The organism is Pirellulales bacterium (assembly GCA_035656635.1).
Lineage (GTDB): Bacteria > Planctomycetota > Planctomycetia > Pirellulales > JADZDJ01 > DATJYL01.
The window spans coordinates 1-24,634 of sequence record DASRSD010000099.1 but is presented as its reverse complement, the minus strand read 5'-3'; the positions used below and the strand labels follow the sequence as shown (position 1 = coordinate 24,634).

Here is a 24,634-nt window from a genome sequence, read left to right as displayed (position 1 = left end):
GGCAATTACCGATCGGCCAAGGGTGGGCCAAATGCTTGCATTAGCCATTGGCGCAGCTAAATTTAGCTAAAGGTGTGATCTATCGGTTGGCACGGGGGATGCCGATCCAAAATGGGGCACGTGAACCGCATGGCATTTCTGCGAAAAAATCCAGACAAGAATGCTCCACTGGGAGCTTTTGGGCCCGCTCCTGGAAAAGCGCCGCCCAAAACACCCGCGCCCGCCGCCCCTAAATTGCCAGGGGCAATCCCACCTAAAATTCCAGTTCCTCCGGTGCCTCCTGCAGCACCCGCAGCCAAACCACCTGTTCCAGGAGCGCCGAAAGTTCCAGTGCTCCCTGCGGCATTTCCCGCAGCGCCCAAAGCTCCAGTTGCTCCTGCGCCGGTTGCCCTCAAGCCTGTGCCGCCCAAGACCGCTGTGCCTGTCCCCACATCGCCCATACCAGCAGCTCCACGGCCAAGCGTTGCCAAGCCGATTGTTCAAAAACCGATGGCCCCCAAGCCTGCGGCCGCCGTTTCACCTCAACCTGCCGCGCCGGTCGTACCATTTGCCAAGGCCCCCACACCGATCGCTCCCAAGCCATCCGTTCCCACGCCGGCTTCTACGCCCACATCGCTGGATGCGGCGCCATTTACTGCCGTGCCTGCTCCAGCCAAAACTTCTGCAGCGCCGGTGGCGAAAGCATTGGCCACGGTAACGCTCAAGCCGCCGATGGAAGTTGTGCCCGAAACGCTGGAGTCCGTTGCGCTGCAAGCGCCCGTTGTCTCGCCTGCGGAACCACCCCGCGCCGCGCCGCCAGTCTCTGCCGTTGAGTTGATACCGCCGTCGCAACCAATTCCCGCTGAGTCGGCACCCTCGGTCATAGCAAAGCCCTCGCCCGAGGTTCCGTTGGCAGCAGTTCCAACTCCGGAAATCGAGCCGAACTTGCCCGCTTCGGCTGCAGATTCCAATTCGTTTGAAGATCAAATCATTGCTGACGCCTTGGCCGAAGACGCGTTTCACGAAGATCAGGTTGACGAGCCACGTGCCACCGCCGCTTCCCCAGAAGAGATAATCGACAATACAGCGACCAGCGATTGGTCGAGCGCGGCTCCAATCCTGGAGGATGCTTCGCCAGAAGTAAAAACGGAGTGGGAACAAGAAATTCCTGAAGCGGAACTGTTGCCTCCGGTAGATAAAACACGCTGGCCCGCCAAGAAAAATTCATCGCAGTTTTTTCCTGCAGCTGACGAAGCAGTTTCCGAAATTGAAGCCGAACCAAAAAACCTGGGCGATTGGCTCCGCAGTCGTCCCAAATGGTTTTGGGTGGTAGTGGCTATCGGTTGGGTTGTGGCAGCAGCGGCGCTCTTACTAATTCATCAGATGCCGCAGTCCCGCAGCGTCGAAGAATGGGAACGCGCTCGCCAATTTTATTTAGAGAAAACACAAGGAAAAGGCGCAGCGGGAGATGACAAAAAGGCAGACTCGTCCACGGCGCATGCTAACGAGGGTGCGAAAACCCCCGCCGCTTCGTCTTCGAAGTGACTCATTCAAATTGTCACGGCCAACGCCGAATTGCTTGGCTATCGGCCAGCTTTTAATTTCGCCACAATCGCATCCGCCATTTCGCGCGTGCCCACGGCGGTAGGATCATCCCGGTTCGGCTTCAAGTCGTACGTGACGCTTTTGCCTTCGACGATGACGTCGGCCACGGCTTTTTCCAGGCGCTTGCCGGCATCGATTTCGCCCAAGTGTTCCAGCATCAGCATGCCCGACAGAATCACGGCCGTCGGATTCACTTTGTTTTTGCCTTTGTACTTGGGCGCGCTGCCATGCGTGGCTTCGAACACAGCGCCATCCGGGCCGATGTTCGCTCCTGGCGCCACGCCCAAACCGCCGACCAGCCCGGCGCACAAATCGCTGAGCACGTCGCCGTATAAGTTCGGCAGCACCAGCACGTCGTACAATTCCGGCTTTTGCACCAACTGCATGCACATGTTGTCGACAATCCGGTCTTCAAATTCGATGTCCGGATACTTGGCCGCTACCTGCCGCGACACCTCCAGCCACAGCCCGTCGCTGTACTTCATGATGTTGGCTTTGTGAACGCTGGTCACCTTCTTGCGGCCATACTTGCGGGCGTATTCAAACGCATACTTCACAATTCGCTCGGTGCCGGAAATGCTGATCGGCTTGATGGAAACGCCCGTTTCTTGCGGTCCGGTTTTAATTTTGTTGCCGGTCGATTTTTCGTTGATGAACTTAATCAGATCGGCGGTTTCCGACTTGCCTTTTTCAAATTCGACGCCGGCATACAGGTCTTCGGTGTTTTCGCGGACAATGACCAAATCGACTGGCACGCTTTCGAAAAAACTGCGCACGCCTTTGTATTGCTTGCAGGGCCGCACGCAGGCGTATAAGCCCAGCGCCTGCCGCAAATACACGTTGATGCTACGAAAGCCCGTGCCCACCGGCGTGGTGATGGGGGCCTTCAGCGCACACTTGGTCCGCTTGACGCTTTCCATCGTGGCTTCCGGCAGCGGCGTGCCGGTGCGGGCCATCACGTCGACGCCCGCTTCTTGCACGTCCCAATTGATTTTGACGCCCGTGGCGTCGATGCACTTGCGGGCCGCTTCGGCCAGTTCCGGCCCGGTGCCATCACCCATGATTAACGTAACATCGTGTGCCATGATTGTTCTACTTTCAGTTTTTCAATTGCGCGCCGTCGCCCTCACTCCCCCGAAAAAAATCGTGCGAAAACCGCCCGTGAAAATTAACAAATGCCCTGCTGAGCGTCAACAAGGTCAACCAAGCGACAACCGTGGTTGCATAGCGCATGTTAAGCTGTCTTAGCATTCTTCCGGTAGAATTCCGCCACTGCGGATTTAGATGTTTTGCCGCTAGCGACAGCAATCACCAAATCAGTGTAATCGTCCTGATCGGCAATAAGATGCAAGCCATTGAATGCTAAAAAAATATCCGCAGCCACGGCGCCGACGCGCTTGTTGCCGTCGACAAACGCATGATTTTTCACCAGATGAAACAAATATGCGGCCGCCATCTCGCACAAATCTGCCTGCAAATACTGTCCGCCAAAACTTGCGGCGGGCATGGCTAGGGCCGAGCGCAGTAAATTCCAATCGCGTACACCAGCCGAACCGCCGTAGCGTTGAATTTGGTCGCTGTGAATGGCCACGACTTCGTCCAGCGTCAAAAATAGCGGTTTTAAGTTCACTCCGCCAACCGCTTGAGCGCTTTGCCGTACCGCTTATTGCTGGCGGTCAGCGCTTGCTCAAACTGTTGACGCCGCTTTTTGTCTCGCAACGGTGCTACCAGCAGCGACTGTCCATCGGTGGAAACTTCCAACGAAGTGCGCTCGTCGATCCCCAGCAATTCCAAAATCGACCGATCAATCACCAGGGCCAGGCTGTTACCATGTTTACTCAATTTTTTAATCATCGCGGCACCGAAAGTCTCTAAAGAGTTGTTATACCATTGTATACACCGTGGTCGACCGTCTGGCAAATTCAAGAGCAGGTTTGATCCAGGTCTGCCAATGGCAGGGGTGAGAACGGCTTAAGCTTATCGAGCAGTGCCTGAAACATGTCCGAATCGGTTCCAAATTGGATACCCTATCAATTCATCGCGGTTTTGTTGCGGTTGGGCTTGGCGGCGGTCGGATTTAATTCCCACCGCTCGCCAAAAAATCCCGCCGCTTCGATTTTCCCCGGCTGCGTGGCGTCGGGCGGGGTACGGATGTCGATGATGGCCCAATCGGGCAGGCGCGGCACTTGCTTGGCGTTGCTGGAATAATCCGCCTCGCGAAAAGTGAACCCGCTGTTCAGCACCACATAGCGCTGGGGATTCAACGGATTGGGATAAATCAACACCGGCACGCGTTCGGTCGCTGAATATTTCTTTTGATCGGCCACCACATTGTCGTTTTGCCAATGGATCGGCAGCTTGTCGTTAATGCGCTTGATCACCGCATTGCTTTGCTCGTCGCCCCACAAAATCAAATTGCTCGAGGCAATATCCTCATCCGTCACGGCCGTGTCGTCTTTCACTCGGGCCTCGCCGCGGAATTGGCTGCGCCACTGCATGATGGCGCGATCCATTTCGGCTTGGGCCCAGCGGCTGACCGTGCTGCGGGAGCTTTTGCCCGTGGGCCGCACAATCAGGAAAGAATCCATAAACGCATCGTCGATCGGCCCTTGCAGGCCGGGACGCTTGAATAAATCGTGCGGGTCCATTTCTCGCGGACCCACGACCCACGCTCCTTGCTGGTTTTTGTGCAGTTTGCATTCCCAGGAGTGGTCGGAAAACACGCGCGGCCCATCGAGCTTGTCATCGTCGATTTCGATTTTCACTGGTTTGGCCAGGTCGAACGGTGCCAACCCCGACGCAAACGACAACGCCAGGTCGGTAATGTTTTTGGTTTCGAGCGACAGGAGCGATTCGTCTTCTTCAGTGGTCGAAAGCACGGCGTTCACGGTGGACTCGGCCCAATGTTCTGCCAGGCCTTCTACTTGGACCCAATCCATGCGGTTATAGCGGAGCGTGTAGGTGACGAAGTGAATTTCGGTCGGCACCCGTTCGCGGCCAATTTCCGCCAGGTTATCGACGGCGGCAGCCACAATTTTTTTAGCGCCGGGCTCGTAAGCGTGCTTGGTGTGCGGGCCGATGACGCGCCGCAATGCAATACCTTCCTCCTGCAGCGCCTTTTCCATCACGTCGGCGGACTGTTTTTGCGGATCGTCCTCGCCGTTGTAGGCAATCGTGGGGCACTGATACAAATTGGCCGCGTACGGCAGGCAGTCGTACCAGAAAAACAATTTGCGCTGCCAATCCGGCAGTGCGTCGAGAGTAGCATCCGACATTTTCAAATACTGTTCGGTCTCGGCGAAGCCGGCGCCGGGCGCGGCGGCCACCCAATGATCAGCATAGTGCACGGCCAGGTGCCAGCAGCCGGCCCCGCCCATCGAAAACCCGCGCATGGCAATGCGATCTTCGTCAATACGATACTGTTGTTTGACCGCTTCAATGGCCTCCAGCACGTCGATTTCTCCCGCGAATTTGAAGGCATTGCAATACCGGCCGTAGGGATGCAGCACGATGGTATCTTGCGGCGTGAACTCGCCGGACTTTTTGCTGCGTTCGTCCAGAAAGTTGACTTCGCTCAGCTTTTCGTTGCGGCCGTGCAGCCAGATGTCCATGCGAAATTTATGAGCGCTTTCGGGCCGGCACGAAATCGGCACCACCAAGCCATACGGCTGCACGGAGCCGTCGATTTTTGAAATGTAACCGCGCACGACCAAACCCGTGGCCCTGGTCCAGGGCGATTCCCCTTTTTGCAGTTGCTCCGCGCGGGCCAGGCCGGCTTGCAGCAATTCCTTGGCTTTGCCCAGGTCGCTGGCGTCGAAAAATTCATGATTGGCCAGGGCGCTGGCGACAGCTCGCTCGTAAATTTGAACATCGGGGAACAAGGACTGCACGTGATGGTCTTTACTGGCGGCCAGATCCATTAACGCCGCCTGCAGGTTCAACAAGCCGCGTTCCAAGTCGGCCCGTTCCGCAACTGGCACTTCAATTCCTGCCGGCGGCAATGATTTTTGTGCATCGTTATTTCGCGGCGATTGGGCCCAGGCGGTGACGCCGGCCTGAGAAAATATCGTGCCGAGAGCGATTAGAACAGGCGTAAGCACGGGGAATCGCGCAGAGTTATTGAACATAAAAGTATCTCCTAGGCGGGAGCTGACGTTCCAGCGCCCGGAAAAATTTGTTTTGTGTAAGGAAATTCCTACTCGCGGTGGGCGAAAAATCTTTTGCGAATTTGTACCAACCATTGTGGCCGCAGAGTAAAATAATTGGAAGCGATGGAGGGGGTGTGGTTGACGCGTTCAGGGGTCCTTAGAGGTAGCTATGCGAAACGATACGGTTGGACGACCGATGGAAGTGCTGCTGGTGGAAGATAATCGCATGGATGCCCACTTCGCCATTCGTGCCTTGGAGAAGGCCAATTTCAAACACCGTTGCACGCTGGTAGTCGATGGCGCAGAAGCCATGGATTACTTGCAGCGGCGCGGCATTTTTGCCCGCGCCCCGCGGCCCGATTTAATTTTGCTCGATTTAGAGCTCCCGAAAAAAAACGGCCGCGAAGTGCTGTCCGAGATTCGCGCAGACGAAGAACTCCTTGAGATTCCCGTGGTGGTGCTGACCGGCTCGACCGATGAAGCCGACATGGCCCACACGCAACTGTTGCAAGTCGAAAGCTATTTGGTGAAGCCGGTGAATCTGGCCAAGTTTTTGGACGTGGTGCGCGAACTGAAACGCTTTTGGCACCAGGGCGTCATTCTACCGGCAGTCTGACCGTTTGCTGTCTATTTGAATTGCAACGGTGGGCGGCTATTTGCGCGCTCGTTTGTGCCGCAGCGGCAACCAGGCGCCGTTTTCTTTGGTCGAGGCAACGCTCTGCTGAATGAAGTACATGCCCTCCACGCCGTCGTTCACGTTGGGATAAATCGTATCAACCGTGGGAAATTTTTGGCCGGCCGCGCGTAGAATCATGCTGTCGTAAGCTGCGCGGTAAATGTTGGCAAACGCTTCAAAAAATGCCTCCGGATGTCCGCTCGGCAAGCGGCAAGCGGCCTTGCCGGCCTCGTTCATGAAGGGAGCGTTTGGATCGCGCGTGTACAAAGCGTGTGGCTGGCCGTTGCGCTTGAGCCACATTTTATTGGGCTCCTCCTGACGCCATTCCAGCGAGCCCTTGGTGCCGTCGATTTCAATCCACAAATCGTTTTCTCGGCCGTGGCTGATCTGCGACGCGGTCACCGTTCCCAGCGCGCCGTTTTCAAACCGCACCACCACCGTGCCGTAATCGTCCAACGTCCGGCCGGGCTCAAACACTTTTAAGTGGCCGCTAATTTTTTCCGGCATTAGACCGGTGGTGTAACGCGCCAAGTTGAAGGCGTGCGTGCCAATATCACCCCAGCAGCCGGCGGCGCCGCTTTTTTTGGGATCGGACCGCCATGTAGCCTGCTTTTGGTTTTGCAATTCCAGCCGCGTCCGCAGCCAGCCTTGTAAGTAGAACGAACGAATCGCGTTGATTTCGCCTAGCTCGCCCCCCAAAATCATTTGCCGCGCCTGCCGCACCAGTGGATAGCCGGTGTAATTATGCGTGACGGCAAACACCACGCCGGTGCGATCCACTACGTCGGCCAACTGCTCGGCCTGCGCCAAATCCAATGTCAACGGTTTGTCACAAATGACATTGAAGCCCGCCTCCGCAGCCGCCCGGGCAATTTCAAAATGCGTATGGTTGGGCGTGGCGATGGAAACAAAATCAATTCGCTGATCGGCAGGGAGCGATTTTTCTTTGTCGATGAGTTCCTGGTAGGAACCATAAGCCCGATCGGCGGGAATGTCGTAATCAGCCGCCGATGCTTTGGCACGCTGCAAATCGCTGGAAAGCGCGCCGGCCACCAGCACCGCTCGGTTATCGAGCACCGCCGCCGTGGCATGCACGCGACCGATGAAGGCCCCTTGCCCGCCGCCGATTAACGCCATTCGCAATTTGCGATTCAGCGCACCGTTGGTGGCCATAATGTTTGCTCCGTGATGTTCGCAGTTTGACCGGAAAGTGAAGCCGTCCCAATCGGGCCCAGCATCGACAATGGGCGTCGGCATCCCTCGTCAAAGTTTGTACCAGATGCGCCGCCGGATGCTAGCGGACCGTACAAAATCCGGAGAAAATTGGCCGGTCATCTGTATGGCGGCAAATTCGGCAAGGGGCTATCATTGCAGTCAGATGCCCGGCCTGAGTTCGCAAGCCGGGCATCGCACCACGGAGTGTGTTATGTCGACCGCTGTTAATCGCCAACGCTGGGGATGGATTTTGCTCGGGGTACTAGTCGGCTTTTTGCTGACGGTGTTCATGCCCGCGCAACCGCTGCACGCGGTAGCCACTAGTGGGCAAGATGGCTTTCAACTGGCCACGGGGCTATTAGATAACACGGTAGAAGGCGTGTATTTTCTCGATCAGTTGACCGGTGTGCTGAAAGGCGCCGCCATGAACGTGTTCAGCTACCAGTTTTCGACGGTGTTTGAAACCAACGTCATGACTGATTTGCAGCTTGACCCCAGCAAAAGTCCAAAATTTTTGATGGTGACTGGACTGGCCGAGTTAAAGCGTGGGCCGTCGCAATTTCAGCCTGGCTTAGCGCTCGTTTACATTTTGGAGCTCAACAGCGGCACGCTGGCCGCTTATGGCGTGCAGTGGAACATTGGCCGCTCGACCACTGCTACGGGCTGGGTGCAGCAAACGCGGTTTGTGTTGCTGCAAAAAATCTCTCTGCGCACAGCCGCGGTAAGGCCCCCGTAATGCATGGGGGGCCTTTGTTAACCCGCCCAGTGCCTTGGGTGTCCGTGTACACAGGGCTGGTAGCCAATTTATCGCTGGGACGATAAAATTTGCAGCATCGAAACGCTTTGAATTGATCTGCCACAAAGTTCTTGTCCGCGGAATGGCAATGCAGATTTTTGTGAATGGCCAAACTCGCACGGTTCCCGAGGGAACCACGCTGGCGCAATTGCTGTCCCAGCTAGAAGTGGCAGCTCGGCACGTGGCTGTCGAAATCAATTTGGAGTTGGTGCCGCGCGCTCAACACGCTCAGCATAGGCTGGCCGAGGGAGACCGCCTGGAGGTCGTCACTTTGGTCGGCGGCGGCTAGGGGATGTTGAATTCATAATGGAGGATGTAGGATTTTGGGTAGGCAATTGCCGCCTCCATTCTCAATCACCCCTGCTGCTTGCATTGCGATGCACACTACCGTCCAAAAATCTGCCGCGCCTGCCGAAGATTCTTCCGCTGATTCGTTCCAGCTTGGCCGCCACACGCTCCGCAGCCGGCTGATTGTTGGCACCGGCAAATATGCCAATTACGAATTAATGGCGCATTCGCTGGCCGCTTCCGGAACCGATTGCATTACCGTGGCCGTGCGCCGCGAGCGATTGATCGATGCCCAAGGGCACAACCTGCTGGATCACATCGACACCCAGCGCTACATTTTGCTTCCCAACACGGCCGGCTGCTTCACAGCCGACGATGCGGTCCGAGTTGCCCGACTGGGTCGCGAAATTTTGCTCGGCCTGGAAAACCCCGGCGCCGATTGGGTCAAGCTGGAAGTGCTGGGCGATACCAAAACGTTGCTGCCCGATCCCATCGCCACGCTGCAAGCCACGGAGCGGTTGGTTGCCGAAGGCTTCCGAGTGCTCTGCTACACCACCGACGATCCTATGACCGCTCGGCGGCTCAAAGAAGCCGGCGCCACCAGCGTCATGCCGGCCGGCAGCCCCATCGGTTCCGGCCAAGGCATTTTGAATCCCAACAACATTCGCATCTGCTTGGAATATTTGAAGGATGGCAATCCTAACTATCCGGTCATTGTCGATGCCGGTGTGGGTACCGCCAGCGACGTGGCCATTGCCATGGAGCTGGGCGTGGATGGCGTGCTGCTAAACACGGGCATCGCCCACGCAAAAAATCCACTGGCCATGGCCCAGGCCATGCAAGCGGCCTGCACCGCCGGCCGTTTAGCATACCTGGCGGGGCGTATTCCCAAAAAGCTGTACGCCACGGCCAGCAGTCCCGAAACCGGCACCATCGCACCCAAACCGCGCTAAATCAAAATCACCAATAACCAAGCACCAATGACCAATGTGGAAGCAAGGCATTTTGGTCATTGAGGTTTGGTCATTGGTCATTCAACATGATCGATCCTGTTGAAATTCTCGGTCCGCAGGGGCGCATTGCGGCGCGGCTAACCGGTTACGAACAGCGGCCCCAACAATTGGAAATGGCGCAGGCTGTGGCCGCGGCGATCGAAGGTCGCCGGCATCTCATGGTCGAAGCCGGCACTGGCGTCGGCAAAAGCTTTGCGTATTTGGTACCGGCCATTCTCGCTGTCACCGCTGAACCGCCGCCCACGAATGACGAAGACGAAGAACCCGATGCCCGTCATGCCGATTCAACCGCCGGTTCTCCTCGTTTAGCCGCGACGCGGAGTCCGCGCAGCGGAGCGAGCGCACCGGACGGCAGCCAACCGCGTCCCATCCGCCGCATTGTGGTTTCCACGCATACCATTGCGCTACAGGAGCAGCTTGTCCAAAAAGATATTCCTCTGCTCCGCTCCGTCATGCCGCAGGAATTCACGGCGGTGCTGGTGAAAGGCCGGCACAATTATCTCAGTCGGCGGCGACTGAACGCGGCGCAAGATCGGGCCCGGAATTTGTTCCTGGTCGATGAAGAACTGGAGCAACTGGGCGAACTCGGCCGCTGGTCGCAACAATCTCCCGATGGCTCGCTGGCCGATCTTTCCTTCCGCCCCATCGACAGTGTCTGGGACGAAATTACCAGCGACAGCGGCAACTGCATGGGCCGCAACTGCCCGACCTATGCCGATTGCTTTTATTACCAAGCCCGTCGCCGCGCCAGCCACGCACAAATTTTGGTCGTCAATCACGCCCTATTTTTCAGCGATCTGGCTCTTCGCCGCGCGGGCGCCAGTATTTTGCCCAATTACGATGTCGCCATTCTCGACGAAGCCCACACCGTCGAAGGCGTGGCCGGCGATCATTTAGGCCTGGGCATTTCCTCCAGAGCCATTGAGTACACGCTCAACAAGCTTTACAACGACCGCAGTAATCGCGGCCTGCTGGTGCATTACAAATTGGGCGACGCCCAGCAGGAAGTAGAACGCTGCCGAGTACGGGCCGACGATTTCTTCCACGACGTTGACCAGTGGCTCGACGACGGCGCCAACGGCCGCGTAACCAAGCCCGACATCGTGCCCAACTTGCTCAGCCCGGCGCTCGATAAACTTTCGCGTCTGGTCCGCCAGCACGGCGAAAAATTCAAGGATGACAAAGAGCGCTTCGATTTCAATTCCGTCGCCGAGCGTTTGCGGGGCATCGCCGCCGAAATCGAAACCTGGATCAAGCAAGATTTGCCCGAGGCCGTCTATTGGATCGAGCGGACCAAATCGCGCCGCGGCCACAAACGGTTCGCGCTGTGCGCAGCACCCATCGATGTTGGCCCCGCCCTGCGGGAACAACTATTCGACGTGGTGCCCAGCGTCATTATGACCAGCGCCACGCTTACGGTCAGTGGATCAAAGCCGTTTAGCCGCGACGCGGAGTCTGCGGCGCGGAGCACTAAGCCTGGAAAGAATGTCGGCGGTCCCGATCCCGCTTTCGATTACTTCAAAACCCGCATTGGCCTCACCCAATCGGCCTGCCTTCGCTTGGGCAGTCCCTTCGATTACCAACGACAGGTGCAATTGATTCTGCCCGAGGGCCTGCCCGATCCCAGCGATGCGCAGGCGTATCAGCAGGCGTGCGAGGAAATGATTCGCCGCTACGTGTCCCGCACCGATGGCCATGCGTTTGTGCTGTTCACCAGCTATGAAATGCTTCGTCGCACGGCCGCCGCCCTCACGCCCTGGCTAGCCGAGCATAATTTGTCGCTGTTATCACAAGCCGACGGCGCGCCACGCAGCCAATTGCTGGCACAGTTCAAAAAAAATCCCCGCAGCGTGCTGTTGGGCACCGATAGTTTCTGGCAAGGGGTGGACGTGCCCGGAGACGCGCTGCAAAACGTCATCATCACCAAGCTCCCCTTCAGCGTGCCCGACCGTCCGCTGTTGGAAGCGCGGCTGGAGGCCATCCGCTCGGCCGGGGGCAATCCGTTTGTCGATTATCAACTGCCGGAGGCCGTGCTCAAATTGAAGCAAGGCTTCGGCCGGCTCATTCGGACGAAAACCGACACGGGAATGGTGGTGATCCTCGATCCGCGGCTGCGCACCAAGCCGTATGGAAAAACGTTTCTGGGCTCGCTTCCCGATTGCCGCGTGGTGGTCGAAAAATTTTCCGGAGTTCGTTTAGCTTAACCCGCAGTGCCAGCAAGGGGCGTTGCGCGTTTTCGCATCGAGCTTGGGCGTTTCCCAGACTCCGCTCTGGCCAACTGCTCGATGCCGGCTCATAATGAACTAGATTACGACCGTCAAGTTTGAGTCCGTCGATTACTTTGGCGAGTTGTTTTGCGCCAGTCATCTGAGATTGCCCCCTTAAATATGAAGATCAAATTCAAATGCCCCTGCGGCAAAATTCTGTTGGCTGATTCCGCGGCGGCAGGCAAGAAGGCGAAATGCCCCAACTGCGGACAAGTAGTGCAAGTTCCCTCGCCGCCGGAGCAATCACCCAAGTTTGTGTCGCCGGAACCAAAGTCGGCGCCTCAACCAGCGCCACAAGCGGCGCAGACCAAAATACCTGACTTGGAAGACGATTTATCCATGGCGCCATTGGACGACATGTCCCTCGCGGCCAACGAAAGTTCTTCCATGGTGGTCAAAGGCGCCAATACGCCGGTTCTGAAAGGCAAAAGTAAACCCGCTCCGGCTGCGAAAACAGCAAAGCCGCTGCCCCCGTCCGCGGGCAATAAAACCATTTGGAACGAAACCGAAGCCGACGCATATGGACTGAAATCCGAGCCGGAGCAACCTTGTCCCAAATGCGGCAAGCCGATGCCCGCTCAAGCAGTGTTATGCGTTGCTTGCGGATATAACCGCAAAACCGGTGCCACCGTTGCTGGGCTAACCGGAGCCCCCGGCGGCGATCCAGCAACTGCGAAAGCAGGTTCGAAACCGTCCGGCCGCGGATTGTCTCGGCCGCGCTTCAGCCGCAATACACTGCGCATTGTGATTGCGTGTGCGGTAGGCGGCGTGGCGCTGCTAGCCTACGGCTTGCGAGAAAAAAAGCTGGCCGACGCTGCCAGCCAACAGCCGGAAAAAATATCGCTCGCGCAACTCATTCAGCGCGGACCCGAGGGAAATCCGAACTTGATTCTCTCTAATTTTCAATTGTGCAGCAACTTTGCGTACCAGGCTAAAATGGACGCAGGAGCGCCCAAAGGAGATTGGACTGCAGTCTGGGTGCCGATTGTCGCGGCCGATCCGGCCGCGGGCGCCCCAGGCATCGCCAATCAGGCCACGAATGTGCAGGCACTCATTTATTCGACGCACACTCCAAACCAACAAGAATTGATTGCGAAGTTGGCCGTGCCGCAACTGCCCGGCATGGTTACCAACCAAATTCAATCGTTGAATTCCAAAGAGAAAGACATTCTGTCTCATTCTTATCCGACGATTAACTTCGATCGGTGCATCATTTTTGAAGAAGGCCGCACGCCCTCCAGCTCGGAAAAGATTTCGCTGCTGCTCGCCGGCGGCAGTGCGCTCATGTTTATTGCGTTGTGCTTCATCGTGAAGCCGATTTTCTGGCCGGCATGAGCCCCGCAGAAGAACGAGACTCAAGCCTGACTCGCGCAACGGATTCCTCGGAGAACCCCTCCATCAGCAGCATGCCGAGCATCGTATCCTGCCGCCGCGAAGCCTGAAGCAAGCCACTGGACTTTAATCATTTCCAATCCAATTGTGCAAAGCAGGAAAGTGGATAGCCGGCCAAGAGGTGTCGTTTACAGGGTTTGCAGGGCAGTTTCTACTTTTTGCGTGCTGTCGGCGATTTAACGGGTATAATTTTTAAGTGGGAGCCCAACTCCGCGATTACTGGGCCACGCGGATTGCTGCTTAGAGCCGGATGCAACCGACGTCAAAGCGGCAAAAGTCGATCGGCGTTGTGGAAGGTGTATCCGTCAGCGGCGAACTCTTAAATTACGGGACGGTGACTTATGTCGAAGACCAAACAAACCTTTTTCGCAGTCTTGGTGTCGGCATTCGCGATCCTCATGCTGCCGGCCGATTCCAATCCGGCGTTTGCCCATGGTGGCGGCGGAGGCGGTGGCGGAGGTGGAGGCGGAGCAATCGGTGGAGGCATGGGAGGCGGACACATGGGGGGCGGCGGGTTTGGTGGTGGGTTCGGCGGCGGCACAAGTATGGGTAGCGGCATGAGTATGCACAGCTTCGGAGGCGGATCAAGTTTTGGCGGCATGGGCGCGGGTTCAAACTTCTCTGGCAGCGCACGAAACTTCAGCAACTTCGGTAACCAAGTCTCCGGGCACGAGTTTTCCGGCATGTCGCACAGCGGCTTCCCCGGTTCGGCGAATTTCAGCGGCAGCGCAGCAGCGAGAAACTTTTCCTCGATGTCGAACCTTTCGCACAGCAATCTCTCCAACTTCTCCCATAGCTCGTCATTGAACGGTGCCTTCAACCACAACTGGAGTCAAGGCGAACATTTTAGCCAGCTAAATGGCAATCAATTTCATAACGGTCAATTTGCCCACGACGGCAATTTCAACCACTTCAATAACTTCAACCACTTCGACAACTTCAACCATTTCGATCACTTCAGTAACTTCAATCATTTCCATAACTGCTTCGTGGTGGCGCCATTTTGGTTCCCGTGGTGGTTTGGCGGATTTGGCGATTGCTTTTATGGCTTTGGTTACTATGGCTACGGCGCGCCTTATTGTTACGACACCGCGTACTATCAACCCGTGGGATATGGTGTGCCGATCGACGAGACGGTGGCCTATGCCGGCAGCAATCCCAATGCTGTTGATGCCAATCAGTTGCCGCCGGAAACGCCGTTGCCGCAGAATAATGCCGATTCCGGAACCACATCGCAAGCCGGCGCGGAATTTTACGGCCAGGCGGGCGACGCCTTTCAGGCTGGCAAGTACCGCGATGCTTTGCGGTTGGCAAATCATGCGGCCGTTGAATCGCCCCAGAATCCAAAAGCACCGGAATTAATGTCGTTGGCTCTGTTTGCAATCGGGCAGTATCGTGATGCCGCGGCCCAAGCGCACGTGGCATTGGCATTGGGCCCGCCTGGCGATTGGGCCGAAGTCTTTAGTTACTACAACGACAAAGATCGCTACACCGAACATCTCCGCGCGTTGGAAAAGTTTGTGAAAGAGAACCCCTCCGCTCCGGAAGGGCATTTCTTGTTGGCGTATCAATACTTGATGACGGGCTTCAACCCCCAGGCGACCAAGGAGCTCGGCGAGGCGGTGAAACTTGCTCCCAACGATCGCTTAGCGGCCGAGCTGTTCAAGAAATACGGCACTGGCACAACGTCCGAGAATTTGGCAGTTCCGCCGGCGCCTTTGCCGACAGTTCCTGGAAGTTCGTCGAACGGACCGTCGACCACAAAGGCGACATTGGACATACCGGCTCCCCTGCCGTTGCTACCGCCGCAGTCGAATAAGCCCGCCCCGGTCTACGACGGAAAACCCGTGCCATAGTTTCCCTTACGATTTCCTGACCGATAGGGCAATTGACCGACGAGTGGCCTGTATTTACAGTGACGAGTTCGGTCTGCCAGTAGAAGCCGGGCCTGGGTGCTGACTCCAGCACAGTCCCAGTAGTCTTTAACCTCCTGTGTGCGGCATCCATGCTTGCCAAGCGCGTCATACCGTGTTTAGATGTCGACCGCGGGCGAGTGGTAAAAGGCACCAAGTTCCTCCACTTGCGCGATGCCGGCGATCCAGTGGAAGTGGCTGCCCGATACGAGGCCGAGGGGGCCGATGAATTGGTGTTTCTCGACATCACGGCCAGCCACGAGGGTCGGGCCACGATGATCGACGTGGTGAAGCGCACCGCCGAAGTGGTGTTCATGCCGCTGACTGTGGGGGGTGGAATCCGCACGTTGGATGATATTCGTGCTTTGTTGAACGCCGGATGCGATAAGGTCTCGATTAATTCAGCAGCCTGCAAGAATCCGGAGTTTGTGCGTGAGGCGGCCCGTAAATTTGGCAGCCAATGCATTGTGGTGAATATTGACCCCAAGCGGACCCAGAAAAACGGGTCAGAATCGTGGGAAGTGCACATCAACGGCGGCCGAGTGCCGACGGGTAAACAAGCGGTCCCCTGGGCGGAGGAGGTGGAGCGGCTGGGGGCTGGCGAAATTGTGCTCACCTGCATGGATGCGGACGGCACGCAAAATGGTTATGATTTAGAAATGACCGCTGCCGTCAGCCAGGCCGTTGCCATTCCCGTGGTGGCCAGCGGCGGAGCGGGGCATCCGGAACATCTGGCGGAAGCAATTCTCGTGGGTCACGCCGACGCCGCTTTGGCGGCCGGCATTTTCCACTTCGGCCAGTACACCATCCGGCAGGCCAAAGAAGCCATGCGGCAGCGCGGAATACCAGTGCGGTTATAACGAATTAAAACGTCCGGAATTTGCAATTTAGACAATCATCAAATAGTCCTTCGACATTCACACAGCCATGTCTCACGGCGAAAACAATAACAATCATCACTTCAAAGCGAAGAGCCCCGTCGATCGGTTTTTGGTCAAGCACGAGGAGTTGGAAATCGACAAGCTGTTTCGCGCCCTGGTCAAACTCGAGGGGAGCGATTTGCATTTAAAGGTGGGGCGCCCCCCGTATGTGCGCGTCAAGGGTTCGCTGCGCCCTTTGAGCCGCGGCCCCATTGAAGATGAAGAAATGGTCCGCCTCATCTTCGGCATGTTCGATGAGCGGCGGCAAAAGATTTTTGAGGAAACCGGCGGCTCGGACTTTGCCCACGTGGTCGATGTGGATGGCACCAAGTGGCGGTTCCGCGTAAACGTGCTGCAGCAGCTCGGGCACGTCGGCATGGTGGCCCGCCGCGTGAACAACTGGATTCCCGATTTCGAGGGACTCAACTTGCCCCCCGTCATGGAAGATTTGTGCAAATTCGACCAGGGCATGGTTCTGCTGGCCGGAGTCACAGGCTCTGGCAAAAGCACGACAATTGCGTCGATGCTGAACTACATCAATCATCATTACCGCAAGCATATTCTCACGCTGGAAGACCCCATTGAATTCACGTTCACGGAAGACAAGTGCCTGATCAACCAGCGCGAAGTCGGCACCGACGTAAAGGATTTTTCGATCGGCATGAAGCACGCCGTGCGTGAGGATCCCGACGTCATGCTGGTGGGCGAAATGCGCGATCAGGAAACGTTTATGACGGCTATTCACGCAGCCGAAACGGGGCACTTGGTGTTCGGCACCATTCACGCCTCCAGTGCCCCCAGCACCATCAGCCGTATTTTGGACTTATTCCCCCGCGAAATGCACACCGCTTTGCGCAGCGCCATTGCCTTCAACATGCGCGGCATCGTGGCTCAAAAATTGTTGCCTTCCATCAAGGAAGGCGTGGGCCGCGTGCCGACGGTCGAAATTATGACGTTCAACGCCATGGCGCGCAAACTAATTTTGGAAGAGCGCGACGAAAAATTGGCGGACCTCATTCGAATTTCTGCCAAGGACGGCATGCAAGACTTCACCATGAGTCTGAAAGAATTGGTCGATCGCGAATTGATCGACCGCACCGTGGCGTTGGAAGTGGCGCCCAATGTGGAGGCGTTGAAAATGGCCCTCAAGGGCATCGAAGTCAAGTCCTCGGGAATGATTTGATGTCACGCTGGGCAGCGCTGATTTTTGTATGCCTGGCCGGGGCCATTCTGTTGTGGCAGCCCTCGCGCGCGCCCGCTCAGCCGCCGAGTACTCCGGGAGTTGCCCAGTCGGAGGAAACCAATGGCTGGCCGACCTATCCGCTGCCACCGGTCACACAATTTGGCAAAGAACCGGATATCGGGCGCGGCCACGGGTATTACCTCAGCTTGTCGCGATTCTTCTTGGTGTGGATTTTGTTTTTGCTGTGGGTGAAAACCGCCGACTGGGTTAGCCAGGATTGCTTGCGGCTGAACATGAGCTACATGATTTGGAACGGCGTCATGTTCGGTCCGTTTATCGCTACCTTTTTGCTCCTGTGGCTATTGCCGTGGTTCGAGGTAGCTTACCCGTTGATGGCCGTGACGTATTTGGTTCCCGTGGGCGTTTACATTGTTGTTCGCAACAAGGCGGTAGAATCGCACCAACGGGTAATGACCATCGATCACTTGCGGCAGGTATTTGCCGAAGTCGCCGGAAAATTTGGCGTGAAGGTTGCCACGGAACGGCAGCAAGATCATGAAAAAGGAGCGCCGGTCAAATTTAAAGCCACTTCCGGTGGCGGCCGAGATGGCGAAGCCAATTTAATGCTCGCCCGGCGCTCGCCCGGCTACGTGCTGACCAAAGACATGGTCGCAGACATGCTCGACCGACGCGGCGACGCCATCATGCTGGAATGCACCGCTGCCAACGTCGCGGTGCGCTTTCAAATTGACGGCGTCTGGCACAACGTCGATCCCCGCGATCGTGAATCCGGCAACATGGTTGTCGCCGTATTGAAAACCATGGCCGGATTGGATGCCAACGAACGCGCGAAGCGCCAATCGGGAACCTTGTCGGCGAATTACAAGCAAACTCATTATGGCTGCAAAGTGCAAAGTGTGGGCGTGGAAAACGGCGAGCGGGTGGTTGCCCAATTCCATCCTACGAAGGCCCCGGTTCATTCGCTGGAAGAATTGGGCCTCCGCGCCAAAACGCAGGAGCAGTTGAAGGAATTGCTAGGCCGAAGTGCGGGGTTTGTGATTTTTAGCTCGATGCCCAACGGCGGCTTGAGCAATTTGTTCGATGCGGCGCTGAAGGCTTGTGATCGGTATGTGCGCGATTTTGCCGCGGTGGAAGATGTCAACAACCGCGAGCACGAAATCGAAAACTTGCAGGTTACCACCTACAATGCCGCAGCCGGCGAAACGCCGGTGCCAGCCTTGGAAAAAATCATCCGCACCTACCCGAATGCTTTGGTTGTGCGCACCTTAACCGATGCCGCCACCGCTAAGCTGCTGTGCGAGCAGGTCGCGGAAGATCGGCTGATTTTGACTGGCCTGCGCTCCAAAGATGCGCCGGAGACATTGTTGCGCGTGTTGCTATTGAAGGTGCCGCCCAAGGATTTTGTGAACGCGGTCAGCGGCGTCATTTGCGAGCGATTAATCCGCAAGCTGTGCGATGCCTGCAAGGAAGCCTATCCCGCTCCAGCCGAAATTCTGCAGCAGTTTGGCATCCCGCCCGGCAAGGTGCAGCAGTTATATCGCACCCCGTCGCAGGCCGATCCCAAGAAGCCTTGCCCGGAATGTCAGGGCATTGGTTATAAAGGACGCACCGGACTGTTCGAGCTGTTGGTGATTGAGGACGGTGTGCGCGAAGTGTTGATGAAAAGCCCCAAGCTCGATTTAGTGCGTGCGGCTGCTCGCCGCGGCGGCATGAAGACGTTTCAGGAAGAGGGCCTGGTATTAGTGGTCAAAGGGGTCACGTCGCTTTTGGAATTGCAACGAGTGCTCAAAGGATAATTTGAGAATTTGATGCTCAATGAATAGCTTGCCATGCTGAATTTAATCATTGCGGTTGTGTTCGCCGTGTGTGTCGCTTTCGTATTCAACGAAGGCCTGTGGGGCGCTGGCCTGCTGTTTTGCAATGCGCTGATGGCGGCGGTATTGGCCACAAACTTGTTCGAGCCGGTGGCCAATTGGCTGGAAGGAATGTGGCATAGCATTGGTTACTTCTGCGATTTTATCGCCGTCTGGATTTGCTTCTGCGTGTTCTTTACCATTTTCCGCGTGGCCACCGATTTGCTATCGCGCCACCGAATGCGCTTCAAAAAGATGGTCGATATCATCGGGGGCGTGGTATTTGCCGTCGCTCTGGGGTGGCTCATGGTGCAATTTATGTTGTTTACCATGCACCTGGCGCCGCTGGAGCGGAATTTCCTTGGTTTTCAAGAACGGCCGGAAACTCGCATGTTTTTTGGGCTGGCGCCCGATCGAAATTGGCTGGCCTTCATGCACCAGTTGAGCAATGGCGGCGCTTTGTCTCGCACTCCACCGCCGGGCGATCCCAATGCCCACGTGTTTGATCCCAACGGCGATTTCATTCTAAGATATGGTCAGCGGCGGAAAGAGTTTGAAAAGACAACGAGCATTTACGTCGGATCGTAACTTTTGGTTATGTCTCAGCCCAGCGCCCCGTTAAGTTCCGCGGACCGCGACATCATAGAGTATGGCCGCATCAGCGGTTGGGCTTTGGCCGCCGTTTTATTCGGCTTGCTGTCGGCCGCGGCCATTATTGGACCCATTTTGTGGTTCATTCCCATCCTGGCCGGCGTAATTTCCATTGTCGCCATGCAGCGCATCACCGCGTCCGATCGGCAACTTTCGGGCTGGCACTTGGCGCTGTTGGGTTTGCTCTTGGCGGTATTTTTTGGCGCGGCCGGCCCGGTGCGCACCCTCAGCAGGCAATATATGCTGGAAGCCCGCGCAACGCACTTCACCGAAAAATTTATGGAACTGCTTGTGCAAAACGAACCCCTGGCCGCTTTTCAATTCACTCTGCCGGCGGCCAAACGCACAGTCGTCCAAGGCGGACAGACGGAGCCGAAAGATAAATCAGCCGACGCCAAGAAGCCATACGACGAATTTTTAAAGCTGGAGCCCGTCAAACAACTGCTGGCGGCCGGCGCAGAATCAAAAATTGAGCCCCTTTCCACGACTTACATTGGCGGCGATGATCTCCGCGACGAAGTGCTCGTCCGACTTCGAATTCGCAGTCCACAAATCGGCGAGAGCAAGTCGACCGTCGTGCAAATGTACGCCGAGCGCACGCTGGCCTACGGCAGCCACACAGAGCAATGGCAAATTCTGCCGCGCACTTTTCGAATCGAATGACGCAGTCAGCGAATTACCCAGCAAATGCCCACGGACCAATTCTTTGCGAAAACGCTGGTTACGGGCCGCTAGAGATGGATCTTCCCATCACCGCGGTTTTGCGGAAGCTGAAGCGGGTGGTACGGCCTCCTCCACCGGCGTCATAAAATGCGCGACGGGCAAAGCATAATGCGGGGCCCAGCCCAGCGGCAGCGTTGCGCCGGTAATCCAGGCGGCGTCCTCGGAAGCCAAAAACGCCACGGCGCCGGCCACATCATGCGGCATGCCTACTCCCAGCGGATGTATGGCTTCCAATTGCTTTCGCACTTCCGGCGTTAAGTGCTGCATGTGCTTCATGGTCATGGGCGTGGCGACCAGCGCCGGGGCAATCGCCAGCACACGAATTTTTCGGGGCGCCAATTCCCAGGCCAGCGATTGAGTTAGCCCAATCAAGCCCGCCTTGCCGGCGCTGTAAATCGAGAAGCTCGGGCAGCCGCCCAAAGCCAGTGCAGAAGCCACATTGACAATCGCGCCGCCACTGGCAGGAATGTGCGGCAGCACGGCCCGACAAAGCCGGATCGCCCCGTGCAAATTCACTTCCAGCAGTCCCTGCCACTGATCGTCGGTAAAGCTTTCAAACGGCCGTGCGCATTCCACGCCGGCGTTGTTCACCAGCACATCGAGCTGGCCGAATTGAGCCACGGCTTTTTCCACCGACCGCTGCACGTCGCGGGAGCGAGTTACATCGCACTCCACGAATAGCACGCCGCGTTCCATGCGATGCAATCGCTTAACCAGCCGCTTGGGCTCGCTGCGCGATAGCAACACAACCGATGCCCCTTCCCGCGCCAGCCGTTCGGCTACGGCCCCGCCAATTCCCTGATCGCTAGCTCCGGTAATGACGGCCGTTTTGCCGACAAACCGAGCCAGAACTTCGCCATTGACGGGCAGATTTTCGGTGCGTCCGGTTTGAGATTTTATTGACATGGAGGACGGCGATAGCAATGCGGGGCTTCCAATCTGCAATCATACCCGATTTACAGCGTTTCATCGCCGGGTTGCCACCCGCCGACGCCCGATAAGTTTACAGAGGGAATACAGCCGTCGGAACATTTGACAAGGTTGTTACAAACGAAACTGTTGCTCTGGAGGCTGGGTACTTCCTATAATGCGGGTGCTATCGTGAGGCTTTATTCTGCGCGGCTTCCAAGCTCTTCTGGAGAAGCGAATTATGGCCACGACATCTAAATTCTATTGCGTGGTGGCGGCGAGCGGTTTGGCGGTTATCGGCCTGGCATTGATCGCACAGGCTGAGCCAGGTGCGGCGCCGGATAACGTTGCGGTTAGCGCTTCAAAACCCGATGGCAAAGAGTTGTTCCAGCGCGAATGGCTTCCCAACGATCCGCGCTCTCACGGCGGCGATGGCTTGGGACCAGTCTTTAACGATAGCTCCTGCGTGGCCTGCCATAACCAAGGCGGCTCCGGCGGCGGTGGACCGGCGAGCAAAAACGTCGACATCATCACTGCCTTCAGCAATCCTGTGCGGCAACAGCAGGCCGCTCAAATGGAACAGCCCGCCGTGCAAACGTTGCCCGGCATGATTTTGAATGTCTTTGTCGACAGCCTGAGCCAAGGCGAAAACCGTCAACCGGCAACTCCAGGCACGGTGACAGTAAGTAGCGGAACATTGACGCTTACCACCCGCAATCAAGCGCCGCAAAACAGCAATACACTACCTGCCGCCACGGCGAATCCACCGTCCGGCAATATCCAGGTAACGGTCGTCGGCGACGGCCAGCCAGCGCCGAGCGATGCCGCTCAGCCGGCCGCGGTCAACGCAACACCGCCTGTCGCTGCTTCCCCGGCCACGCCGGCTGCTCCAAGTACTCCCGCAATTGCACCTGCCACCGAGCAAACCGCCGCTGTACCCACGCCTGCCGCCCAACCAACTGGAGCGGCGGCGCCCGCGGCGCAGCCTGCCGCCCAACCTGGCCCCGAGGAAAAACTCGCGGAAATCAAACGCCAAAAAGCAGAACTCGCCAAAATTCATCCCGGCTTTTTGTCGGCCCGCAGCGTGGTGTTACATCGCTTTTCCACGGACGAAAAATACGATGCCTGGCGCGTGCAAATGCTGGGGCTGGGACAGTTCGGTATCAATGCGAATGTGATGGCAATTGATGATTCGTCCTTCACCGACCCACAGGACACCGCGGCTTTAGCGCCTGCCAACCAAGCGACCACACCTGCCCCCGTCGTTCAAATCAAAGTGGTCAGCAGCGTGGATGCCGAACAAAAAATGCAGCAACTCAAAATGCAGGCGCAAATGACCCAGGCCCAAGGCTTGCAGGGGCAGGTGGGCGATTTCTCCTTCATTCGCTCGCGGCGCAATCCCACGGCCCTGTTTGGCGTGGGGCTCATCGACCAAATTCCCGATCAAGTGCTGATCGACCAGGCGAAAAAGGAATTCAAGGGCTTCCCCGAAATTCAGGGCCGCGTGGCCAAAATGAAGGATGGCAAAATTGGCCGCTTCGGTTGGAAAGACCAAAAAGCATCGCTGTACGAATTTGCCATGACCGCCTGCGCCGTCGAGTTGGGGTTGGATGTGCCCGATCATCCCCAGGCCGGCCTGCCGTCGGATCCCAAATACAAGCCTCAGGGGCACGACATGGACGAGGCGGAGTGCGTGGCACTAGTCAGTTACTTAGGCAACTTGCCGGCGCCGGTACGGCATCAACCTGCCAGCGCCGCGGAGGCCAAAATACTCTCCGTCGGCGAAAAACAATTTGCCGCCGTCGGATGTGCCAACTGCCACGCGGAAAAATTGGGCAACGTCGTCGGCATTTACAGCGACTTGCTGTTGCATGACATGGGGTCCGAATTGGGCGATTCCGGCAATTACGGCGTGTTTGTGCCCGATACGCCGGAGGAAGAACAACAGGAAGAACCCATTCCCAGCTTGCAGGCCCAATTCAATATGCCCAATGGCGGCCCGCAGCATCTGACGAAAGCGGACCGTGAAAAAACTTTCGGCGCACTGCGCCAGGAGTGGCGCACTCCGCCGCTATGGGGCGTGCGCGATTCCGGCCCCTACCTGCACGACGGCCGGGCGGAGACCCTGGAGCAGGCCATTGCCTTCCACGGGGGCGAAGCCAGCAACTCGGCCAAGCAGTTCTTCATGCTCAAACCGGAAGAGCGGGCCCAATTAGTGGAGTTTCTCAAATCTCTGACCGCACCTTCACAGGAACAGGGTGTTGTCGCGGCAAATTAGTTGCAGCGCAGGGATGGCAAAGAAAAACTTTGCGCTGATGGGCCGCGCTTGTTGTGATGCGCCCGCTGGCTACGGCTTTAGCACAAATCGGTATGGCTTGTGCATCCAAATGCCCGCGTAATCGACGCCGATGCGGGGCGTGAGGGCAATTTGCGAACGCCGCACCTTGGGGCCGCGATTTTCCAGCCATAGCCCGGCTTCTTCTTGGGCCGCCAGTGCGTTCAACCGCCGATCGATGCGCAGCGCTTTCGTCAATTTTCCCGGGCCGGTGAAATCTCCCGCGCCGCGAAACAACACGGCCGCGGGCCAATCTTCTCCGTCGGTCACTACGTTCAGCATCCAGTGCATGCCGTAGCACAAGTAAACGTACCAATGCCCGGCCGGACCAAACATCACCTCCGTGCGCGGCGTGCGGCCAAAACGGCCGTGGCAGGCTAAATCGTGCGGGCCAACGTAAGCTTCCACTTCGTGAATCATCACCGCTTGCTCGCGGTTTCGCCAACGGCGAACGAGGTGCTTGCCCAGCATTTCCCGAGCCACGACCAGTGCCGGCCGAGCGAAGAAATTTTGTTCCAGAATTTGGCTGGTGGCCGGCATAGTCAGACTCGCGCCGCAAAGAGAGTCAACTCTGCATTCTATCCTAGCCGTCAAACAGGGCCACGCTGGCGGTGAAGCCATGCAAAAAGTTCTGCTGGCCGACGGGCCCAATTTCTCCCTGGGCAAAAAAGCCTGCCGTGGGAATATCGCCCAGAATATCGTGCAGGCAGTGAATGTCGTGATCGGAACTGGAAAACATCCGGGTGC

The 24,634-nt window shown here is 57.1% G+C and carries 22 protein-coding genes; 14 read left to right on the top strand and 8 right to left on the bottom strand.

Features of this window, described 5'->3' with window-relative positions; genetic code table 11:
* Positions 1-521 precede the first annotated feature (521 nt).
* On the bottom strand, positions 522-863 hold the full coding sequence (locus tag VFE46_09170) for a hypothetical protein (protein HZZ28161.1): 342 nt from the start codon (positions 861-863) through the stop codon (positions 522-524).
* A 25-nt stretch (positions 864-888) separates the two neighbouring features.
* On the opposite strand from VFE46_09170, the gene VFE46_09165 reads away from it, so the two are divergent.
* Positions 889-1,524, top strand: a complete 636-nt coding sequence (locus VFE46_09165) for a hypothetical protein (GenBank protein ID HZZ28160.1) — start codon at positions 889-891, stop codon at positions 1,522-1,524.
* Positions 1,525-1,562: 38 nt separating this feature from the next.
* On the opposite strand, the gene VFE46_09160 is transcribed toward VFE46_09165, so the two are convergent.
* The 4 genes from VFE46_09160 to VFE46_09145 form a co-directional block, all read right to left on the bottom strand.
* Positions 1,563-2,669: an isocitrate/isopropylmalate dehydrogenase family protein gene (locus tag VFE46_09160; GenBank protein HZZ28159.1), complete on the bottom strand. Its 1,107-nt coding sequence runs from the start codon at positions 2,667-2,669 to the stop codon at positions 1,563-1,565.
* 149 nt (positions 2,670-2,818) lie between these two features.
* Positions 2,819-3,214, bottom strand: a complete 396-nt coding sequence (locus VFE46_09155) for a type II toxin-antitoxin system death-on-curing family toxin (protein HZZ28158.1) — start codon at positions 3,212-3,214, stop codon at positions 2,819-2,821.
* Positions 3,211-3,438, bottom strand: a complete 228-nt coding sequence (locus VFE46_09150) for a hypothetical protein (GenBank protein HZZ28157.1) — start codon at positions 3,436-3,438, stop codon at positions 3,211-3,213. The genes VFE46_09155 and VFE46_09150 overlap by 4 nt, the downstream gene beginning before the upstream one ends.
* A gap of 176 nt (positions 3,439-3,614) precedes the next feature.
* Positions 3,615-5,711 (bottom strand): prolyl oligopeptidase family serine peptidase, encoded by a 2,097-nt coding sequence (locus VFE46_09145; GenBank protein HZZ28156.1) that lies wholly within the window; start codon positions 5,709-5,711, stop codon positions 3,615-3,617.
* Between the two features lie 190 nt (positions 5,712-5,901).
* Here VFE46_09145 and VFE46_09140 point away from each other — a divergent pair, with 190 nt between their 5' ends.
* Positions 5,902-6,348: a response regulator gene (locus VFE46_09140; GenBank protein ID HZZ28155.1), complete on the top strand. Its 447-nt coding sequence runs from the start codon at positions 5,902-5,904 to the stop codon at positions 6,346-6,348.
* A gap of 36 nt (positions 6,349-6,384) precedes the next feature.
* Here VFE46_09140 and VFE46_09135 read toward each other — a convergent pair whose 3' ends face one another.
* Positions 6,385-7,581 (bottom strand): Gfo/Idh/MocA family oxidoreductase, encoded by a 1,197-nt coding sequence (locus tag VFE46_09135; protein ID HZZ28154.1) that lies wholly within the window; start codon positions 7,579-7,581, stop codon positions 6,385-6,387.
* Positions 7,582-7,834: 253 nt separating this feature from the next.
* Between VFE46_09135 and VFE46_09130 the strand changes: the two genes are divergently transcribed.
* From VFE46_09130 to VFE46_09080, 11 genes are all read left to right on the top strand, one after another.
* Positions 7,835-8,359 (top strand): hypothetical protein, encoded by a 525-nt coding sequence (locus VFE46_09130; GenBank protein ID HZZ28153.1) that lies wholly within the window; start codon positions 7,835-7,837, stop codon positions 8,357-8,359.
* Positions 8,360-8,507: 148 nt separating this feature from the next.
* Positions 8,508-8,708, top strand: a complete 201-nt coding sequence (gene thiS / locus VFE46_09125; protein HZZ28152.1) for a sulfur carrier protein ThiS — start codon at positions 8,508-8,510, stop codon at positions 8,706-8,708.
* Between the two features lie 88 nt (positions 8,709-8,796).
* Positions 8,797-9,660, top strand: coding sequence for a thiazole synthase (locus VFE46_09120; GenBank protein HZZ28151.1), 864 nt, complete (start codon positions 8,797-8,799; stop codon positions 9,658-9,660).
* A gap of 86 nt (positions 9,661-9,746) precedes the next feature.
* Positions 9,747-11,924 carry a helicase C-terminal domain-containing protein gene (locus tag VFE46_09115; GenBank protein ID HZZ28150.1) on the top strand — a complete coding sequence of 726 codons (2,178 nt, stop codon included), beginning with the start codon at positions 9,747-9,749 and terminating at the stop codon, positions 11,922-11,924.
* A gap of 183 nt (positions 11,925-12,107) precedes the next feature.
* Positions 12,108-13,322 carry a hypothetical protein gene (locus tag VFE46_09110; GenBank protein HZZ28149.1) on the top strand — a complete coding sequence of 405 codons (1,215 nt, stop codon included), beginning with the start codon at positions 12,108-12,110 and terminating at the stop codon, positions 13,320-13,322.
* A gap of 398 nt (positions 13,323-13,720) precedes the next feature.
* Entirely contained in the window at positions 13,721-15,235 is a 1,515-nt protein-coding gene (locus VFE46_09105) for a hypothetical protein (protein ID HZZ28148.1), read from the top strand.
* 149 nt (positions 15,236-15,384) lie between these two features.
* Positions 15,385-16,152, top strand: coding sequence for an imidazole glycerol phosphate synthase subunit HisF (gene hisF / locus VFE46_09100; GenBank protein HZZ28147.1), 768 nt, complete (start codon positions 15,385-15,387; stop codon positions 16,150-16,152).
* A 67-nt stretch (positions 16,153-16,219) separates the two neighbouring features.
* The gene (locus VFE46_09095) at positions 16,220-17,395 is read left to right on the top strand and encodes a PilT/PilU family type 4a pilus ATPase (protein ID HZZ28146.1); all 1,176 of its coding nucleotides are present in this window, start codon (positions 16,220-16,222) and stop codon (positions 17,393-17,395) included.
* A complete protein-coding gene (locus VFE46_09090) occupies positions 17,395-19,212 on the top strand; it encodes an ATPase, T2SS/T4P/T4SS family (protein HZZ28145.1) in 1,818 nt (605 codons plus the stop codon). The genes VFE46_09095 and VFE46_09090 overlap by 1 nt, the downstream gene beginning before the upstream one ends.
* A gap of 33 nt (positions 19,213-19,245) precedes the next feature.
* A complete protein-coding gene (locus VFE46_09085; GenBank protein ID HZZ28144.1) occupies positions 19,246-19,857 on the top strand; it encodes a CvpA family protein in 612 nt (203 codons plus the stop codon).
* Positions 19,858-19,866: 9 nt separating this feature from the next.
* Entirely contained in the window at positions 19,867-20,583 is a 717-nt protein-coding gene (locus VFE46_09080; GenBank protein ID HZZ28143.1) for a hypothetical protein, read from the top strand.
* Between the two features lie 87 nt (positions 20,584-20,670).
* Here VFE46_09080 and VFE46_09075 read toward each other — a convergent pair whose 3' ends face one another.
* Positions 20,671-21,549, bottom strand: coding sequence for an SDR family oxidoreductase (locus VFE46_09075; GenBank protein ID HZZ28142.1), 879 nt, complete (start codon positions 21,547-21,549; stop codon positions 20,671-20,673).
* Between the two features lie 244 nt (positions 21,550-21,793).
* On the opposite strand from VFE46_09075, the gene VFE46_09070 reads away from it, so the two are divergent.
* A complete protein-coding gene (locus tag VFE46_09070) occupies positions 21,794-23,830 on the top strand; it encodes a di-heme oxidoredictase family protein (protein ID HZZ28141.1) in 2,037 nt (678 codons plus the stop codon).
* Between the two features lie 69 nt (positions 23,831-23,899).
* Here the strand turns inward: VFE46_09070 and VFE46_09065 are convergent, their stop codons facing one another.
* The gene (locus VFE46_09065; GenBank protein ID HZZ28140.1) at positions 23,900-24,427 is read right to left on the bottom strand and encodes a DNA-3-methyladenine glycosylase; all 528 of its coding nucleotides are present in this window, start codon (positions 24,425-24,427) and stop codon (positions 23,900-23,902) included.
* Between the last annotated feature and the right edge of the window lie 207 nt (positions 24,428-24,634).

Excerpts from the sequence above, each read along its gene's own strand:
- VFE46_09110 (HZZ28149.1), top strand. The coding sequence starts at position 12,108 with ATGAAGATCAAATTCAAATGCCCCTGCGGCAAAATTCTGTTGGCTGAT.
- VFE46_09115 (HZZ28150.1), top strand. The coding sequence starts at position 9,747 with ATGATCGATCCTGTTGAAATTCTCGGTCCGCAGGGGCGCATTGCGGCG.
- hisF (HZZ28147.1), top strand. The coding sequence starts at position 15,385 with ATGCTTGCCAAGCGCGTCATACCGTGTTTAGATGTCGACCGCGGGCGA.
- VFE46_09105 (HZZ28148.1), top strand. The coding sequence starts at position 13,721 with ATGTCGAAGACCAAACAAACCTTTTTCGCAGTCTTGGTGTCGGCATTC.
- VFE46_09065 (HZZ28140.1), bottom strand. The coding sequence starts at position 24,427 with ATGCCGGCCACCAGCCAAATTCTGGAACAAAATTTCTTCGCTCGGCCG.
- VFE46_09160 (HZZ28159.1), bottom strand. The coding sequence starts at position 2,669 with ATGGCACACGATGTTACGTTAATCATGGGTGATGGCACCGGGCCGGAA.
- thiS (HZZ28152.1), top strand. The coding sequence starts at position 8,508 with ATGCAGATTTTTGTGAATGGCCAAACTCGCACGGTTCCCGAGGGAACC.
- VFE46_09085 (HZZ28144.1), top strand. The coding sequence starts at position 19,246 with ATGCTGAATTTAATCATTGCGGTTGTGTTCGCCGTGTGTGTCGCTTTC.
- VFE46_09095 (HZZ28146.1), top strand. The coding sequence starts at position 16,220 with ATGTCTCACGGCGAAAACAATAACAATCATCACTTCAAAGCGAAGAGC.
- VFE46_09070 (HZZ28141.1), top strand. The coding sequence starts at position 21,794 with ATGGCCACGACATCTAAATTCTATTGCGTGGTGGCGGCGAGCGGTTTG.
- VFE46_09170 (HZZ28161.1), bottom strand. The coding sequence starts at position 863 with ATGACCGAGGGTGCCGACTCAGCGGGAATTGGTTGCGACGGCGGTATC.
- VFE46_09140 (HZZ28155.1), top strand. The coding sequence starts at position 5,902 with ATGCGAAACGATACGGTTGGACGACCGATGGAAGTGCTGCTGGTGGAA.
- VFE46_09130 (HZZ28153.1), top strand. The coding sequence starts at position 7,835 with ATGTCGACCGCTGTTAATCGCCAACGCTGGGGATGGATTTTGCTCGGG.
- VFE46_09080 (HZZ28143.1), top strand. The coding sequence starts at position 19,867 with ATGTCTCAGCCCAGCGCCCCGTTAAGTTCCGCGGACCGCGACATCATA.
- VFE46_09145 (HZZ28156.1), bottom strand. The coding sequence starts at position 5,711 with ATGTTCAATAACTCTGCGCGATTCCCCGTGCTTACGCCTGTTCTAATC.
- VFE46_09090 (HZZ28145.1), top strand. The coding sequence starts at position 17,395 with ATGTCACGCTGGGCAGCGCTGATTTTTGTATGCCTGGCCGGGGCCATT.
- VFE46_09135 (HZZ28154.1), bottom strand. The coding sequence starts at position 7,581 with ATGGCCACCAACGGTGCGCTGAATCGCAAATTGCGAATGGCGTTAATC.
- VFE46_09120 (HZZ28151.1), top strand. The coding sequence starts at position 8,797 with ATGCACACTACCGTCCAAAAATCTGCCGCGCCTGCCGAAGATTCTTCC.
- VFE46_09150 (HZZ28157.1), bottom strand. The coding sequence starts at position 3,438 with ATGATTAAAAAATTGAGTAAACATGGTAACAGCCTGGCCCTGGTGATT.
- VFE46_09075 (HZZ28142.1), bottom strand. The coding sequence starts at position 21,549 with ATGTCAATAAAATCTCAAACCGGACGCACCGAAAATCTGCCCGTCAAT.